Genomic DNA, 16777 nt, shown 5'->3' on the forward strand with positions numbered 1-16777 from the left:
ATTACTTCTAACTTCCAACTATAGAATCCGGTTAAATACTTATCATATTTACAGAAAGAAGATAAAAGGCAAAAATGGTTTAACCCTGCGCAGACAATCAATGTAAGTAGTCAAGTCATGCAAAATAAATTTTCTAGTTGAGAGAGGGAACAGGGAACACAGAAGGTGGGAAGAGGAAGAAAGAATTAATAATTTCTGGATAAGATTAGAGATGTTTAATAGTAATTTGCAATTAATTTTGGTTATAGATTTATACAATTAATTTTGCCTAAGCACTTAAGTGGTAAAATCCAGTATTATCAATATACACAGAGGGTTAACTCCCCCAACCACAGGTTACTTGCGGAATCTAGATCAAGTAAAAGTATTCTAGAAAACAACACAAACAAAATTTATTTATTATAATTAAAAGATTTTGCTAATTCAATATGAAAAATCAGCAATATATACACTCGACTGCCCAACTGTGGACTATCTTCCATAACTTACTAATGTTCAGGACTCTAGTCGTAACTCACTAATATTAAGCAGTCTAGTGGCCTGAATCTTTTCTGCACAAACAGTTTTTCCAGTAAGCAATCTACACTAGCTCAACTTTTTCCTGTTTTGAGTATTTATTAGTTTTAAATATTGTCAGTATAAAAATAAATAATGTTTTAGAGTAGTTAAAATTTACTACAATCATCTCGAAGATTTGAGTGAAACTGCTCTTATTTAAGATGTTTTCAATCATAAAGGACTTACACAGAAATCCGGTTTATTGAAGAAATTTGGTGGTTTGAGAGACAATAATCAGAGAAATCAACTCAGCTTTGTAAGCGCATAAGCAAACCCTAATTACACATTTTGTTGATTCTCTGTTTTCCCTTACCTGTTCCCAGTTAAGTATTCCCTATCTCAACTAGGAAATTGATTTTGCACGACTACTTATTTAGGGTTTGCTGATTAAATCTAAAAGTTACAACAAATGTCAAACTATTTATTAACCCAAAATAATTATCAATCCACCCAAAAAGAACAGATACTTTATGACTATTTACAATATTTAGTTCGGAACCAAGAACCTGAAAATTTGATTGATGATTTTAAAGCTATTTTTATTGATGCTTCTGAAGACTTTATCCCAGAAATATGGCAGGCAATGGAAGCAATTATTGACATGGAACCTGAACCAGAAGATTTTCATAATATTATTAATAGAAGTTGCTATATTTTAATTAATTATTGGTTACAAAACCCCAGACTACAAAAATCAATTCCAGACTTAGTAAATCTCTTCCAAGAGAAAGCAAATCGCTACGCTACTTGCTGGACTTCTCAACGTATACGTTGTTTGAGCAGTAGTTTTAGTAGAACTGAACAATATTTTGCCTTACAACGTTTGGCTCGAATATTAACCAAACAAGTTGAAGAAAATACAAAAGTTAAAGAGCAGACCCTGGTCAAATTAATTAATCGCTACCCATACCTATATGAAAATAGTATTAATAATGAGAACAATACTGATAAAGAAAGAAAAGAAATTATAAAAATTCGACAAAAACAGCAACAAAAATATGAATTAGATTTATGTAAATATATTATTTATCAAAAATTGTCTAGAAAAAACAATTATGTCAAAAATCCTACACTCATAGGAGACAAAGAATTAAATTATACTATCCAATATTTCACTGGCAAAATTAATGGTGGTCAAACATTGCGAAACCAATCAGAAATATTTCGTTCCTATTGTGACTTAACTTACTCCTATCGCAGTTTTAAAGATGGTTTATATGAATACTTAACTGATACAATTAACTGTGGTTATGGCAAAAGTAAATTCAATCGTAAACTATATTATAAATTGAAAAATACCTTTTCTCAAAATAACAGTCATCAACCCAATGATTCTCTAATGTTAGATACTTGTAGAGACTTATTAAATTTTATGGTTGTAGAGAGTTTAGAACAACCCAAACATTTTGTTTTTTATGACTTAATTAATAATCTAGGGCCGATAAAAGTTATTGGTATTTTGTTAAAAATCGTACTATTTTGTCGTCAAGCCAGACCTAATTTAGAAGAAAAATTTTCCATTTTATTTAACCATTATCAAGGGTTTAATTCTGGTAAAGTATGGTGGTTAGTTAAGTGTATGGAGATTCTCAATGTTGCTTTAACAACTAACTTCGGCAGAAATAGGCTCTGTTGCCTCTAATGCCATTTCCCAAAAACTTTTCTAGATTTAATTCATCAAGGGAGTAGGGGAGTAGGGGAGTAGGGGAGAAGTAAACATAAGAATAATTAACATTAACTTAGCTCAAATTGGCAAAAAAGTGATTCGGATTGTGCTAATTAGTTAATAACTGAAGTATTGCCCAAGTATAGCACTAATGCATGGGAATTGGTATAAATTAACCTTAATGTAGACAAAAAAAACTTATGCAAATTGTTAACAGGTTACATTTTCAGAACCTGCGGGGTGACTTACTAGGCGGAATAACCGCCGCCATTGTCGCACTGCCTTTAGCCTTAGCCTTCGGGGTATCCTCTGGAGCTGGTGCAATAGCTGGTCTTTACGGTGCCATCTTCGTTGGTTTTTTTGCCGCTCTGTGTGGTGGGACACCCTCGCAAATCAGTGGTCCAACAGGTCCAATGACCGTCATTATGACAGCTGTCTTTAGCAGTTTAATAGCTGAGAACCCAGATTCAGGTTTGGAGATGGCATTTACTGTAGTTATGCTTGGGGGAATATTCCAGATACTTTTTGGAATCCTGAAACTGGGAAAATATATTGTTCTCATGCCCTACGCTGTAATCTCAGGATTTATGTCTGGAATTGGGGTCATAATTATCTTCATTCAAATCGGTCCATTTTTTGGTCATCCTGGTACTGCTAATGTAATTGAATCAGTTAGCAAAATTCCATATTTCATTAACAATCTAAATCCTGATGTAACTACTCTAGGAATCATCACACTGATAATTCTTTTCTTGGCACCACGCAGAATAACTGCATTCGTTCCATCTCCACTGTTAGCATTACTAATAGGAACTCTAGTTTCAATATTTTTTCTACCAGTACCAGAGAGTAATCTTATTGGAGAAATTCCCACTGGTTTGCCAACACCGCATTTACCAGTATTTTCCTTAGAGCAGATGAAAACAATGCTGGTGAATGGTTTGATGCTAGGAATTTTAGGAGCAATAGACTCTTTGCTTACTTCTTTAGTTGCTGACAATATTACTCATACTAATCACGACTCTGATCGCGAATTAATTGGTCAAGGAATTGGAAATTTAGTGTCGGGGATGTTTGGAGGACTACCAGGAGCGGGAGCAACGATGCGGACTGTAATCAATGTTCATGCTGGTGGTAGAACACCCCTATCAGGGATTACTCATTCAATTATTTTACTATTCATTTTATTGTGGGCTGCAAAATTCACCGAAGTGATTCCCCAAGCTATTTTAGCAGGAATATTACTCAAAGTCGGTATTGATATTATTGATTGGGGATTTCTCAAGCGAGCGCATAAGTTATCGCTCAAAGCTACTGGTATTATGTACAGTGTACTTTTGCTAACTGTCTTTGTCGATTTGATTACTGCGGTCGCTATTGGTGTATTCATTTCTAACCTTTTAACTGTCCAACGCCTCAGCGATATGCAAATTGATGAGGTGAAGTCTATAGTTGAACCCCATGATGAAGCTCCTTTAAGCGATGAAGAAAAAGAACTTCTTGAGAAAGCTGGAGGTCGCCTCCTGTTGCTACATTTGTCTGGACCAATGAGTTTTGGAGCTGCCAAAGCTATCTCTGGACAAATGGGGATGGTAGACAAATATGATGTTCTGATTCTCGATCTCAGTGATGTTTCTTATCTTGGGATTACTGCATCTCTAGCTCTGGAGAATATGATGAAAGAAGCACGTCAAAAACATCGTGAAGTTTTTCTAATTGGGGCATCTGGTTCAGTTAAAGTCAGACTAGGGAAGTTAGATATCTGGAATTTTTTACCTCAACGAAACCAGGTAGCGACCAGGATGGAAGCTTTGGAGAAAGCACTTATTGTTTTGGATGGCAACATTGCTTTATCAAAATGATAGAAAGTGTTGATGTGAAAATTTACAGGACTTAGGCAAACTAATCAAGAAACCGGGTTTATTGCCCGGTTTCTGTATAAGTATGAATTAGGGCTAGCTGATTAAAGATAAAAACATTTAGAGATAAAGGTTTGAACAATTTTAGGTGCTGATTTCTCACCGATTTCTCGGGAACCGTACCGTAAAAGTACTAGCTTATGGCCTGATGGAGCAGAAAAAGTCAGCCTAAACTGGGTAATGATCAGAGAAAAACTAAGGTAGGATTATGAATAACCACTTTTTCTACAACTCCCTTAAATCCCAACTCTTAACTACTCCCTACTCCCTACTCCCTGCGTTGTCAAAAAAAAACTTTTACGGTTCCCGATAAATCAGCAAACCCTAGTTAATTCCTCTAATTTGTCTGATTAGGGCAAGCAAGCTTAGTTAATTCAACTAATCTATCCTGTGAATTGTTTTCTCTTTTAAGATCATTATATTTATCTTGATATTGTTGTTCTACTGTTGTAAATTGCACAATATTGAAGAATTGAGATCTATCATTATCCCGTTTACCGTGAACACGAAGACAAACAGGTTCTTTATTTTCATATGCCTGAACGATTCGTGCTTGCAGCGTTTGAGAATTTCTTTTGTATTGATTATTTCCAGCATCGCCAGCAATCTGGCCTACATAATCTACATTTTTCAAAACACTAAAATCTTTGGCTTGAGATGCACCGCTATTTAGCCCTGCATCTGTAGGTTGACGATCTGTATAAATCATGGGAGTTAGTTTAGATAATCCTTTTAACCTATTACCAAAAAAACTTATAAGCTCATTTGTTCCTTCTTGTTCAGCGGAATCATTAAGATGCCACTGAATGTCCTGTGATTTTGACCAAAATCCACCTTGATTCATAATCCTCGGTAGTCTTTGGACTTATAAGTGCTTTAAATTGTACGAAATCAACAACTAATCCTATCATATTACTCATAATACCACCAAGAGTAGCAGCCAAAATCAGCATCCTATTTCTAAGGAGAGGCTGAATAAATCTGTGCAATAAATTATTGGATTGATTGCCCTGAGTGTTTTGATTATTTGGATTTTGTTGAGTAGTCATAACTGCACCTAATGTTGAAGTTTTGGTTTTAGTAAATCAAGAGATGAAAATTTCGAGGCTATCCAAAGCGATAGCCGCGAATATCTGACTAAGAGCGTTACCCTTAGAAGAAAATCACCTTATAATTATCAACACCAGTAACTAAGCTCTTTCCAGAATAAATTATTGTTTATTAGGAATCTGACTGATAAATTTGCCGTAATTGTTCAATAGTTTCTACAGTTTTGAGAGAGGAAAGAATTGTTTCTAAAAGCTGAATATTTTCCAGATTATTAATTTCGGAAAATATCTCTTTTCCTGATTGGCCAAATTTCAATTCTAATCCTAGTTCTATTCCGGAAAGTATTCCTTGTTGTTGACCAATTTCAATGCCTCGTTGTTCACCCCGTTGTTGACCAATTTCAATACCCTCTTGTAATATTTGTTGATACCAAGGAGATTGTTGTAATACTGCCATATCCCACCTCATTATTTGTTGTATTACTTCTGTCTTTAATACAAATGTAGCAAAAAATGCTAGTAAATTTTCTAATTCTAAGAGTTGTTCATCCTCCCGTAAAAGTTGCAATGCTTTTCTCACAGTTCCTTCTTCTCCTCCTCCTTTCAGAATTGGAACAAAAGGCAGTAGAGAAGGTAGAGGTTGTTGAAAAACTGCTTCTGCTTCTACTTCCCACAAGTTAATAACAAGGGTAGTCTTGATACGCCTTCAGATTGAGAAATTCTGATTCATAACAATTGACTATTTCTGTTTTTTCGCTTGGTTGGAGAATGTTGATTAACACAGGATAAACTGGTTTTTGGTACTTTTCTTCTGCCAATCCTGCATAAGCACGCATCCGACGTGGCATTTTTGCATCGTATCTTAATTGGATTTCATTGAGAACCAAAAATTCTCCATGTTCTGGTGTTGAAGCAGTTACTAAAACATCTCCTTCTCGACTTAACCATTGGAAGTCTGAAGATGCTATTTCTTTGACAGTAACATTGGTAATTTATGTCACCCATTCCACCCAACGAGTAGGAGAAATTCCAATTATTCGTTTACTACTAATATCAACTTTTTTTGTCATTGATGAAGTTGAATAATTTCTGTTTGTTAAAAATTATCATATAGCAGTCTTCAAGTCAATGAAATACATTCAAAAAATAATACCCTAGGGGTTTGGTCTCCTTTCCCCAAGTGCTAAGGGATTTGGAGACCAAACCCCTACAGCTTTTTCTCACATCTCATTCCTGATTGCTATATAAGGGCGAATGCCATTCTCCCCTACTTTGTCTCAAATGAAAAGCGCTGTCATAGATTTATTCCCAACAAAAAACCGGGTTGATTGCTCTATTGTTGTTAGCGCTAATCAACCCGGTTTCTACCAGTGCGATTTTTCGCTTCAGATTCTTGTTCGCTTCGGGTTGATATTATTTCATGTCCGCATAATAAGTGATCAAAGACTTTTATCGCTTTAGACCAATATTTCCTTCTGCTTCCCCCCTTTCAAAAGGGGGTGGGTAGGGGGGATTTCCTCTGGTGTTCCTCTGAAGTTTAACTATTCAACCGAACATGATATTACATAATATCAGAAATTTTCAATGGTTCTGCTTCCATTTCCCCATTTGCTGCTGCCAATTTTTCGCGAGAAGACATAACGCAAACATTGTTACGTTCCATCCCCGCAGTGAATACATCCAATAAAGTTTGCTTCACATCCGCAACTGTAGCTTTCAGCGATCGCTCATAACGTTCTTCTCTCAACTCAGCAGTTTGCGCTGTCAAATAACGTTCCAAAGCTAAACTTGTTGCCACCTCTGGACGCAAAACTGGAGAATCATCTTGAGTTGTCGCAATAATGGCGCGGTCAACATCAGTCTGAGTCCAATCTAAATTCTTGAGATAATCTATGATACCAGCAAATACATCCAGAGTCCGAGTAACATGGGGGTCGCGATAGGAATACAAAGAAACAGTCTTTCCTAAACCACTATAACGACATCCTGCACCGTAAGCATTACCCTTCAAACGAATTTCTGTGAATAGATAACCCAAACCTAATAAATGAGCGCCCAACTTTAAAAGTGGCGATCTTTCATCACTGAAATGAGGTGCTGGCATCATCTGAACACAATAAGCTACCTGTACTGGACCAGCTAAACCTTCCCGGATATTGTAAATTGGTTCAAAGCGACTACCAAAAATATCTCCTTCTTGTTGTTGTTGCTGACTACCCCATTCGGAAAGAGTTTTCTTGACTACCTCATAAGCACCATCTGAACCAGTGAAGCTAGCAGTCAATGGTTGATTAGCAATAAAATCTCGGATAGTTTCAATCTGAGTCATCAAATTTGCCCCATGCTCATCAAAGCGAGCGCAGACTTTATTCAACAACTCTAGTTGAGGTAAACCATTAACAATCTCACTAAGACTAGCTTCTTTTGTCATACCAGCACCAGCTCGCGACATAGCTGTATACATACCATTGTAAATCAAATCAGAACTAGATTGAGCTAGAGATTGAGTCATCACCTCCCGTAGTCGAGCAGTATCGCGAGGGTTGACAGCAAAAATTATATTGCGCAATAGTTCTAATGCAGGTTCAATCTGTTCATCTAGAGTTTTCATGGTAACGCGGAGTCCGTACACAGGACGATAAGCGTCTTGAGCATAAGTGCGCAACTGAGATTGAAAACCAATTCCTCCAGTATAAGCAGTAATACCACGAGCAACCTGTTCGTAGTTCATTTCCCCTGCACCTAATTTCCGGAGTGCATCTATATAAACAGATACATACAACCACAACTCTTCAGGCAACCCCCGCAAACTGAAATCTAGTTGTAAATAATTTACCCCATTTGTCAATACATGATTCCGTAATAGTGTGACTCCACCATCAATTTCTTCGACATCAGTGGGAATATGTTCTGGTTTTTCGGGTAGATCGCTAACTTGTAGTTGAGGCAGTTTAGCTACTGCTTCGGGAGCATTGGGAGTTCCTGACTCTAGTTGTAATTCTTCTGCTTCCTTCGCTATCTGCTCTAATTGTTCTGGAGTTAGTTGAGAACGAACTTGTTCTACTTGTTCGACTACCGCTTGGTCATAGTTAGCTTGCCATTCTTGGTCTGGTTTTAATACCAAAGTCAAACGGTGGGGGTTGTCGAGTAATTTTTCCCGAATTAAATCGTTGAAATAGTTGGGGTTTTCCGCATAACGCTGTTTACATTCAGCGAGGCGATCGCTAATCTGTAAAAATGCTAATGGATCGCTATCATAAATCCAAGTTTGCATCACTCGGAACAACATCCGCAAAGGATACATCCGAGCAACTTCTTGATGTTGATAAATTGCCTGTTGGAATGCTCCTTCAACCATACTAGGTTCAATTTCCCCGTCAGCAATTATTTTTAGGGTATTGATAACTAACTGAGTAAATGCTTCACCTTGATCCGGTTCACTGCCTTGAATACCCAAAACGAAAGTAGCTTCCTTACCCACAGAATCATTTCCAGAACGTAGTAAGTCTTTACCGATTTGGGATTCAATGATCGCTTTTTTCAAGGGAGCTGCTTCATTTCCTAATAAAATGCGACTGAGAATATCCCAAGCTACCCATTCCTCAGAGTTGGTGCTATCTCCTACTAACCATTTCAGCAGTATATAAGTTTTCTCTGTGGTTTCGTCTGCTGCACTAACAGGATAAGGTTCTTCTTTGAACTGAGGTTCACTCCAGCGAGATTGAGGATTAATATTAATATTGGGTTCCCGTCTTTCAAAAACATCTAACTTTCCAGCTAAAAAGTTCAGATATTCGGGAGTGGGAATATTGCCATAGAAAACAAAGTGAGCATTACTAGGATGATAATAGTTAGCATGAAACTCACGGAAGTCTTCGTAAGTCAGTTCGGGAATATTTTTCGGATCGCCTCCGGACTCCAGACCGTAAATATTATCAGGAAATAGAATTTGATTAGCAATACTCTCTAACCTTTGTTCGGGGTCAGAAAAAGCGCCACTCATTTCGTTGTAAACTACCCCAGTAAATTTTAATTTCCCTGTAGGGTTTTCGGGGTCAGCAGGAGCTAAGTGATGTCCTTCTCGTTTAAAAGTATTTTCAGTCAGCAGTGGATGAAATACAGCATCAAAATATACTTCTGCCAAATTAAATAAGTCTTGTTTGACTTTACTGGAGACTGGATAGTAAGTGCAGTCAGGACCAGTCATAGCATTAATGAAGGTTGCTGGACTCATTTTTAGCATTTCAAAAAATGGTTCCTTTACAGGATATTTTTTTGAACCTGCTAATACCGAGTGTTCTAGGATGTGGGGTATTCCCGTACTATTTGGAGGCGGGGTAGGAAAACTAATTGAAAATAGATTTTCGGCATCCTCTGAATAAAGATGTAAGAGTTTAGCACCTGTTTTCAGATGTTCTAGTTGATAGGCGACCATCTGCTGTTGCTTTAGGTCAGTAATGGCTTTTACTTCAAAGCCTTCTAGTTGTTGTCCAACTTCTAAGGTTCTTTCGGTTAATATGGGCATAAAAAAATGAATTACTATTTTTTTGACTTATTCTTAGTTTAGACTATTTCTAATATTCGGTTTACTCACCTAGTCAGGTACGGCAGAAAAGTGCGAAGTGTGGGAAGATAGAATAATTTTAGGATAAAGCAATCCGTACATAGGTTGTAACAATTCAAAAACTAGAAATAAACTCCCAAGCTCTTGCCTATTGCCCATTGCCTCCATACCCATTCCCGAAAAGCGGTAACATTTTTATAGACAAATAAAATAGGCAGGACTAAAGTCATGAGGAACGCAATTTTCTTGGCTTGAGATTGCTTTCATGAGGTCATGCTGCCCTTTCCATGTCGCGGAGCGAAACGCTTTCGCTTGCGCTGCGCTTTTCATGTCGCGTAGCGTTATCTTATAGGGACTGCTACCCAAACATTTCGGCTCAAGCCCCGAAAACGCAATGACAGAAATACGTTGCCCGTGCGTAAGTCATGTAAAATATGATTGCTATAGAGGTAAATATATTTTACTTTTTTCCCAAAGTCCAGGTATAGAATAATATCTGGTTATCTAAATAAAACTATTTCTGAAATAAACCATGGAAACAACAGAAAAAAAATCTTCTAACCTTTTGCAAATAATGTTTAATATTACGATTATTTTATTAGTAGTAGTTGCTATTGTGGTAGGAATTAATATTGGTACTAATGGTAAACTCACTCTATTTGCTGGCACGAGACCTGATAATTTGGGTGTATATTCTGGACGACTTGCACCTTGTCCTAGTAGTCCAAACTGTGTTAGTAGTTACAGTCAGGATGCACAACATGGTATTGTTTCTTTGAGCTATGATTCTGAACCGGAAAAGGCGATCGCTAACCTGAAAGAAATAATTGTATCTATACCTCGAACTAATATTGTTAAGGAAGATGAGGATTATTTGTATGCAGAGTTTACCAGTAAAATTATGGGTTATGTGGATGATGTAGAATTTTATGTGGATCGGGATGCTAATGCGATTCAAGTCCGTTCTGCTTCTCGTTTGGGAGAGTCAGATTTGGGTGTTAATAGGGAGCGAGTCGAAACTATTCGGGAAAAGTTTAATGAATTGAAAAGTGTTTAGTGAATGAATAAATAGAGATTTTAGTTGGTTTCAACTTATCGCAACTTTATAATACAAAAACCTACTAAGAAACCCGGTTTTTTGAAAAAACCGGGTTTCTGGACAAGCTCAAATTTTGCCGATTTTAAAATAACATAGGACTTACGCAGTGACGCTACATATAGCGCTCACAACTATGGTGACATAGTTTTTTGACTCTATAGATAGTACCTTTCCGTAAGTCCTGTAACAATTTTAAAGACCTTAATTTTGTTCAAATAGAACAGTTTATTAGGGTGTGTTAGCGGAACAAAATGGAGGGTAACGCACCTTTTTTGATGTTATTGGTGTGTTAAAAAGTGCGCTAACGCACCCTACTGGACTGTTTCACCTTAAATGGTGGATTAGGAAGACACCGTAGGGGCGGGTTTTACAAGTGAGTTAACGAGTTTTCATGGATTTCTCACATAAACCCCCTATGATATGAACCGCTTCTCAGGGGCGGGTTTATGTAAATCCTAGAAAGAGATGAAAATTTCTGCTCAAACCCGCCCCTACCTATTGCACCATTTTAGATGAAACACTCCACTACTGGACTTTTTCATTATCAATTATCAATTATCCATTTTTCTAAGTCTGGTATTGTTGCTAAATCAAAAATTTCTTCACCTAAAATATCTAATTTTTCCAAAGATAATTGCTTAATCTGAGTCTCAATTTCTGGAGGTATTTCTCCAAATTTTCGGCGAACTTGACGTAAGATTTGTTTCACTACTCCAATACCAATTCCTTCTTCCCTTCCCATTTCTATCCCTTCGTTTCTGGGGAAACTAATTTGTCCTTGTTTATCTCTCATCAACTTTTCTTGTGGCTCTACTTTCTCTGATTCTTTATTGTTTAAGTTGGGTCGATTTGCTATCTTTAATGCTGCTTCTATTTCTGAGACTTCTGCCAATGATTTTGGTATTACTTCTAAATTTGGAGCCGATTTAATAAAATATATCCATTTATCGCTGAGGGTTTCTAATTCTAATAATTCTTTTTTAAATTTGGGTAATTCTACAAATATTAACCTTAATTCATCTTCATAATCTAACAATTCTGTCTGTTCTTTAAGTCTGAATTTAGTAATCATTTTATCAATATGCTCAAATAAAACAAAATCGGTGATGGTTAAAACTATAAAAGGTGGGAACATTGTATAATCTTGTATTGCATCTAATTGATTTCCATAAGCTTTAGCTAAGTTATAAATTTCTGGTTTTTCAAAATCATCTACCTTCAATATTTGCATTTTAATAACGATGGTATAACCATTATCTAAAAGTGCTTTAATATCAAAATAAGTGTCTTTCATAGTGTTAGTAACTCCAGGGTTATAGGGGTTAATGATTTTGAGGGATTGAATAACATTTTGATTGTTATAAACTATGGCATTGAGAAAGCTAATGAGGATTTTTTGACTGTGAACAGAACCAAAGATTTTTTTAAAGGCAAAGTCGGTTTTGGGACTGATAAATTTCATGATTATATATTTCCTAGAACTTATATGATTTATGATAGACTATAGGTTATAATTTACAGCAATGAATGAGGATGGTGAGGTACAGTTATTTGCAGTTCAGCCTTCGCCGGCTATAACAACCTGGAAGGTTGTGTTACAAAAAGTAGTGAAAGTTTGTACCTCACTAACTGCAAAATTGCCGTAATTTTAATCTGGAAATTATTAAAATAAATAATGTTAAAATGGAAACTCTACCAATTAATCTCGATAATAAAACTTTAAAACAAATTGATGTTTTATCCAAATCAAGAGAATTTGTCTCTTTCTCAAATTGCTAAATTAGTGATCGAATTTTGCTCCCTGCTGCCACCTGCTGTCTGGTTAAACAGTAACGTTGTTTCGGGTGCAGAAAAAGTTGAGATGGCTAATATTCTCGCCCCAGGCAATTTTGGAAAGTCAGTACCATGAAGCTATAGACAAAATTAAACCGCAGTTAGATCGGGAATGGTTAGATTCTTTGGTAACTGAGGACGATATTCTCAATGCTGCGGTTGAGCTAACTGAAAATGACTGAGCCAGCCAGCAGTGGACTGTTTCATCTTAAATGGTCCATGGGGTAGGGGCGAGTTTGAGCAGAAATTTTCATCTCTTTCTAGGATTTACATAAACCCGCCCCTGAGACGCAGCTAATATCTTATGGGGCGGGTTTATCTAATTTACTTGGAAAACTCGTTAACTCACTTGTGATTTTTCGGGAACCGTAACCCGCCCCTACGGATCCTGATTCCCTCATGCACATTTTTAGATGAGACAGTCCACTACTGGACTCTTTCATTATCCATTATCAGCCGATCGCTCTTTTGATTTTATTAGTTATAAAAATAATTTAATTAGGGCTTAAGCACGAACGCTATTGGTAGGGTGCGTTTTGCGTTCCGCAAAGCTCCGCTTTATATGTCGGCTCAAGCGCCGAAACGCTGCGCGACATGAAAAGCGCACAACGCACAACGCACGAATACTCTATTATAGTGCCTTTGCGTAAGTCCTATTAATTATAGAGCGATCGCTTTTGGGAAGTTTTCAACTGCGATGCAGCCCAGAAATTTGTTTCTTAGCGGATGATAAAGATGGCTCTTAATTTAAAATAGCGATTAATTTCAAACAAGTATTTTGCCTAGTTATATTCTCCTACTTCTAGCGATTTTTATGATCAGGACTTATGGTATGCAGTCCGGGAATTTATTTCTGGGTAGATGACAAAGATGGCTCGCCAAAGATTAAAATCCTTGGCTAATAGTTGAAGTCATCTTTCAGATGACTCTTGGGGTTTATACTCTAATTATAGAAACAAGACATTTACTCCCTATTCCCTATTTTTTCCACACAAAATAAATCAACAAAAATCCCATCGCACCTACCCCCAACAACATACCAGGTTCGGGTAAACTGACATTATCCCACAAATTATTCGGCTCCGTCAACACCCCCTTACCATCCTCAACTTGACGCTGAAAACCATCTCCCCCTACTTCCCCACCTTTAAAAGCTTCCCGTTGTTCATCATTAACCAAAACTATCATGGAAGAATAGGGAGTAACTATATTGTAGGTATTAGCGATCGCCTGCATACCATCCACAGTTGTCAAACCCAAAACCAACTGTTGAGCTGCTATAGGAGCAAAACTATCATCTTTTTTTGCCTCCAGAAATTTTCTTTCCATAAACCAAGCATACCCGTCTGCTACACTAATAACGGATTTTCCCAACTTTGATTTTGCCGTTATTTCTGGGAATATCTCACTCAACTTAGTCGCCACACCACCCCCACTTTGTTGAATAAATTTTAAAGTGGCATCATCATAAGCAGGTGGCATCCCCCCCAAATGCAAGAACCACACGGGAATAGATAATTTCGGCATTTGTTGACTACCATCTGAAAGTTCGTAACCACTTTCATCTGTCACTAATATTACCCGACTGTAGGGAGTATCCCCCCGTAACTGGAGAAACTGTTTCAGCATTTCTGGATAGGAGAGTCTCCGGAAATATGGAACTTTCTTAGCATCAAACTGACTAATATCATCAAAGCGTTCGGGTGGAAAAAGCGCATTAGTCAGATATATGTCAGCATCACTATTAGCAAAACTCAGGTCTCCCAAACCATTTTTCACTAACCAGTCAATATTCCGTTGCAGTTGCCAGGTTTTTGCTTTTATGCTATAGGAAGTATCGATAACTATGGCAAACCGTTGACTTTCTGGCAAAAATGTTTCTGGTGTTTCCAAAGGTTGAGCTGAAATCTGATATCCATTGGGAAAATTTACCTGATGTGGTTGGGGAGTGATATCGTTGACAGCGGTAAGACTGGGTGGCAACCATGTTTCTCCATCACTTCTGACAGATTTACCGTTGTATATTCGTTTAGTTTTGCGATTCCAAAATATATTGTGTTTTTCTATCAACTGTGGTAAGGCAAAGGTATAATTTTCTGCCATGGTTTGATAGGTTAACCACAGGTGCATTTGTGTTGGTTGCTCTGGGTTATTTTGGGGTTGTGTTGCTGTTAGTTTTGGGGGTATGGGAAATACTCGCAAACGATATTGTCTAGGTCCGACTTTTTCGATGATAGCGGGCTCGACTGGGCGTTCTCTTCTGACTTGAGAGTTATAAACTTTTTGTGCTGCTCCATGGGGAGAAACTTGAAAGGGAAAACGGGAGGCGCGGTTGTCAGTATCACCTAACCAAATACCTGTAATAACTGCACTTTTTGGGAGGGTAAAATAATAGATAATTTCTTGAGGTTGAAAGGTTTGATTTTCATAAATTTCATATAGTTCTATATTTGCCCAATCTCCATTTTCGGCAACTGTAATTTCTTGGTTTTTCAGCCAGACTTTTTGTTGCCCAATATTTAATAATCCAGCTTGAAATTCATCTAGATTTGCTGTAGATTTAATGGCTTTGAGAATAGCTTTTTGTTCTCCTTTTTGAATAGGAGTATCGAAAAATTCTCTATAGAGTTTTGCTGCTTTTTCTTGATCTTTATCGTCACCTTGATATAAGAATGGAGAAATGAGATTATTAAAGCAATTTTGTAATGTTTGATTAATAGGTTCGGGCAAACCAAGTGTATTTTTGTACATCATCCGAATTTGATTATTTTCGGCAGCGGTACCTAAATAACGATATGAGGATAAATAGGCATTAACCAATCCATTTTTAATTAAATCTGAATTAGCTAAAAGTTCTTGGCGATCGCTCTCATCTCTAATTGGTAAATCTAACATTTGAAAAGTTACAACTTGAGGTTGTTGGTTAAATGAAACTAACAGAATCATCCAAGCAGTCATTAAACCAATAGTTCCTTGAAATGTCCGTTTATGCCCATATTGAAAAGCAAACATTCTCAAGATTTTTTGCCCAGAATGAACGTATAAAGTCGCCATTGCTGAAGGCATAAATACAAACAAGGTTCCTGCGATTATAAATAAGAATAAAGATAAAAGGATGGAAAATATACCCAGAGGATGATTATTTATTTGATAAATAATTGTTTGAACCCAGTCAAAAGAGAAAAATTCTCGTAACAAAATTATGGGGAATGGCAGAGCATAAAATAGGAGTAAGATTCCCAGATATAAACCAGTCAAAAACATGAAAATATGAGCAAATAATTGTAACCATGCTATGAAGGGATTTTGATGAGCATAACCATAGAAAAGTTCTAGAGCAAATGCGATAATACTAACTAATATTGTACCGAAAATTAAAGAGCTAGCTGGAGTAAGTTCTCGTAGCACAAATAAACGCAATAAACATAGTAAAAATAAAGGAGCTTCGACACCATAAAATAATCGAATTAATTCTAAAGGTTGTTTCCGAAAACGCCAGCCTCCAAAAATAGTAGAAAAAGTGGGAATTGCGATTATGCCGATAAAAGTAATCAAAAATTGACTGGGGATTAAACCAGAAAATGTATCCTCAATTAGAGAATATCCAAAAGTTGGTAATATCCAGAAATAGACAAATCCTAAAAATGCGATATTCCAAATCCAAAATATACCGTAATAGATGCAAAAATATTTATTTTTCATTAATTATAAGATTCGTTTTTCAAACAGACATCTTGCCTGTGAATAATCAAATGTAACACAGGCATCTTGGCTGTAAATAATCAAAATTATAGTGTAATAGTAGGGGCGGGTTTTATCTAGAATTTTAATACTTATTCTAAGATTTATATAAACTCGCTCTCATGGAAACTTTTGAACTAGAAAAATAATACTTATTCTAAGATTTACATAAACTCCCTCTCATGGAAACTTTTGAACTAGAAAAATAATACTTATTCTAAGATTTACATAAACTTGCTCTCATGGAAACTTTTGAACTAGAAAAATAATACTTATTCTAAGATTTACATAAACTCGCTCTCATGGAAACTTTTGAACTAGAAAAATAATACTTATTCTAAGATTTAC

Annotated in this window: 12 protein-coding genes; 5 read left to right on the forward strand and 7 right to left on the reverse strand. The window is 36.6% G+C overall.

Annotated features, from left to right (window positions below; translation table 11 throughout):
* The first annotated feature begins 967 nt into the window (after positions 1-967).
* Both VKJ25_RS16685 and VKJ25_RS16690 read left to right on the forward strand, forming a co-directional pair.
* Positions 968-2200, forward strand: a complete 1233-nt coding sequence (locus VKJ25_RS16685) for a hypothetical protein (RefSeq protein ID WP_324237765.1) — start codon at positions 968-970, stop codon at positions 2198-2200.
* Positions 2201-2424: 224 nt separating this feature from the next.
* Positions 2425-4086 carry a SulP family inorganic anion transporter gene (locus tag VKJ25_RS16690; protein ID WP_324237766.1) on the forward strand — a complete coding sequence of 554 codons (1662 nt, stop codon included), beginning with the start codon at positions 2425-2427 and terminating at the stop codon, positions 4084-4086.
* A 394-nt stretch (positions 4087-4480) separates the two neighbouring features.
* Here VKJ25_RS16690 and VKJ25_RS16695 read toward each other — a convergent pair whose 3' ends face one another.
* From VKJ25_RS16695 to VKJ25_RS16710, 4 genes are all read right to left on the reverse strand, one after another.
* Complete coding sequence (locus tag VKJ25_RS16695; protein WP_324237767.1) at positions 4481-4987, reverse strand: hypothetical protein; 507 nt, start codon at positions 4985-4987, stop codon at positions 4481-4483.
* Positions 4935-5192, reverse strand: a complete 258-nt coding sequence (locus VKJ25_RS16700; protein WP_324237768.1) for a hypothetical protein — start codon at positions 5190-5192, stop codon at positions 4935-4937. The genes VKJ25_RS16695 and VKJ25_RS16700 overlap by 53 nt, the downstream gene beginning before the upstream one ends.
* A 172-nt stretch (positions 5193-5364) precedes the next feature.
* Positions 5365-5868: an RpnC/YadD family protein gene (locus VKJ25_RS16705; RefSeq protein ID WP_324237769.1), complete on the reverse strand. Its 504-nt coding sequence runs from the start codon at positions 5866-5868 to the stop codon at positions 5365-5367.
* 1 nt (position 5869) lies between these two features.
* Positions 5870-6040 (reverse strand): hypothetical protein, encoded by a 171-nt coding sequence (locus VKJ25_RS16710; protein ID WP_324237770.1) that lies wholly within the window; start codon positions 6038-6040, stop codon positions 5870-5872.
* Positions 6041-6068: 28 nt separating this feature from the next.
* Here VKJ25_RS16710 and VKJ25_RS16715 point away from each other — a divergent pair, with 28 nt between their 5' ends.
* Positions 6069-6278, forward strand: a complete 210-nt coding sequence (locus VKJ25_RS16715) for a hypothetical protein (RefSeq protein WP_324237771.1) — start codon at positions 6069-6071, stop codon at positions 6276-6278.
* Positions 6279-6753: 475 nt separating this feature from the next.
* Here VKJ25_RS16715 and VKJ25_RS16720 read toward each other — a convergent pair whose 3' ends face one another.
* Complete coding sequence (locus VKJ25_RS16720) at positions 6754-9717, reverse strand: insulinase family protein (RefSeq protein WP_324237772.1); 2964 nt, start codon at positions 9715-9717, stop codon at positions 6754-6756.
* Between the two features lie 571 nt (positions 9718-10288).
* Between VKJ25_RS16720 and VKJ25_RS16725 the strand changes: the two genes are divergently transcribed.
* Positions 10289-10813 (forward strand): DUF1499 domain-containing protein, encoded by a 525-nt coding sequence (locus tag VKJ25_RS16725; RefSeq protein WP_324237773.1) that lies wholly within the window; start codon positions 10289-10291, stop codon positions 10811-10813.
* 586 nt (positions 10814-11399) lie between these two features.
* Here VKJ25_RS16725 and VKJ25_RS16730 read toward each other — a convergent pair.
* Positions 11400-12317 (reverse strand): Rpn family recombination-promoting nuclease/putative transposase, encoded by a 918-nt coding sequence (locus VKJ25_RS16730; RefSeq protein ID WP_324237774.1) that lies wholly within the window; start codon positions 12315-12317, stop codon positions 11400-11402.
* A 394-nt stretch (positions 12318-12711) separates the two neighbouring features.
* Between VKJ25_RS16730 and VKJ25_RS16735 the strand changes: the two genes are divergently transcribed.
* On the forward strand, positions 12712-12870 hold the full coding sequence (locus VKJ25_RS16735) for a hypothetical protein (protein ID WP_324237775.1): 159 nt from the start codon (positions 12712-12714) through the stop codon (positions 12868-12870).
* Positions 12871-13666: 796 nt separating this feature from the next.
* Here the strand turns inward: VKJ25_RS16735 and VKJ25_RS16740 are convergent.
* Positions 13667-16390 carry a TIGR02921 family PEP-CTERM protein gene (locus VKJ25_RS16740; RefSeq protein ID WP_324237776.1) on the reverse strand — a complete coding sequence of 908 codons (2724 nt, stop codon included), beginning with the start codon at positions 16388-16390 and terminating at the stop codon, positions 13667-13669.
* Between the last annotated feature and the right edge of the window lie 387 nt (positions 16391-16777).

The organism is Okeania sp., assembly GCF_035285525.1.
In the GTDB taxonomy this organism is placed as follows: domain Bacteria; phylum Cyanobacteriota; class Cyanobacteriia; order Cyanobacteriales; family Microcoleaceae; genus Trichodesmium.

Coding starts and splice junctions, on each gene's coding strand:
- VKJ25_RS16710 (WP_324237770.1), bottom strand. CDS start 6,040: ATGCCACGTCGGATGCGTGCTTATGCAGGATTGGCAGAAGAAAAGTAC.
- VKJ25_RS16690 (WP_324237766.1), top strand. CDS start 2,425: ATGCAAATTGTTAACAGGTTACATTTTCAGAACCTGCGGGGTGACTTA.
- VKJ25_RS16700 (WP_324237768.1), bottom strand. CDS start 5,192: ATGACTACTCAACAAAATCCAAATAATCAAAACACTCAGGGCAATCAA.
- VKJ25_RS16725 (WP_324237773.1), top strand. CDS start 10,289: ATGGAAACAACAGAAAAAAAATCTTCTAACCTTTTGCAAATAATGTTT.
- VKJ25_RS16720 (WP_324237772.1), bottom strand. CDS start 9,717: ATGCCCATATTAACCGAAAGAACCTTAGAAGTTGGACAACAACTAGAA.
- VKJ25_RS16685 (WP_324237765.1), top strand. CDS start 968: ATGTCAAACTATTTATTAACCCAAAATAATTATCAATCCACCCAAAAA.
- VKJ25_RS16730 (WP_324237774.1), bottom strand. CDS start 12,317: ATGAAATTTATCAGTCCCAAAACCGACTTTGCCTTTAAAAAAATCTTT.
- VKJ25_RS16695 (WP_324237767.1), bottom strand. CDS start 4,987: ATGAATCAAGGTGGATTTTGGTCAAAATCACAGGACATTCAGTGGCAT.
- VKJ25_RS16740 (WP_324237776.1), bottom strand. CDS start 16,390: ATGAAAAATAAATATTTTTGCATCTATTACGGTATATTTTGGATTTGG.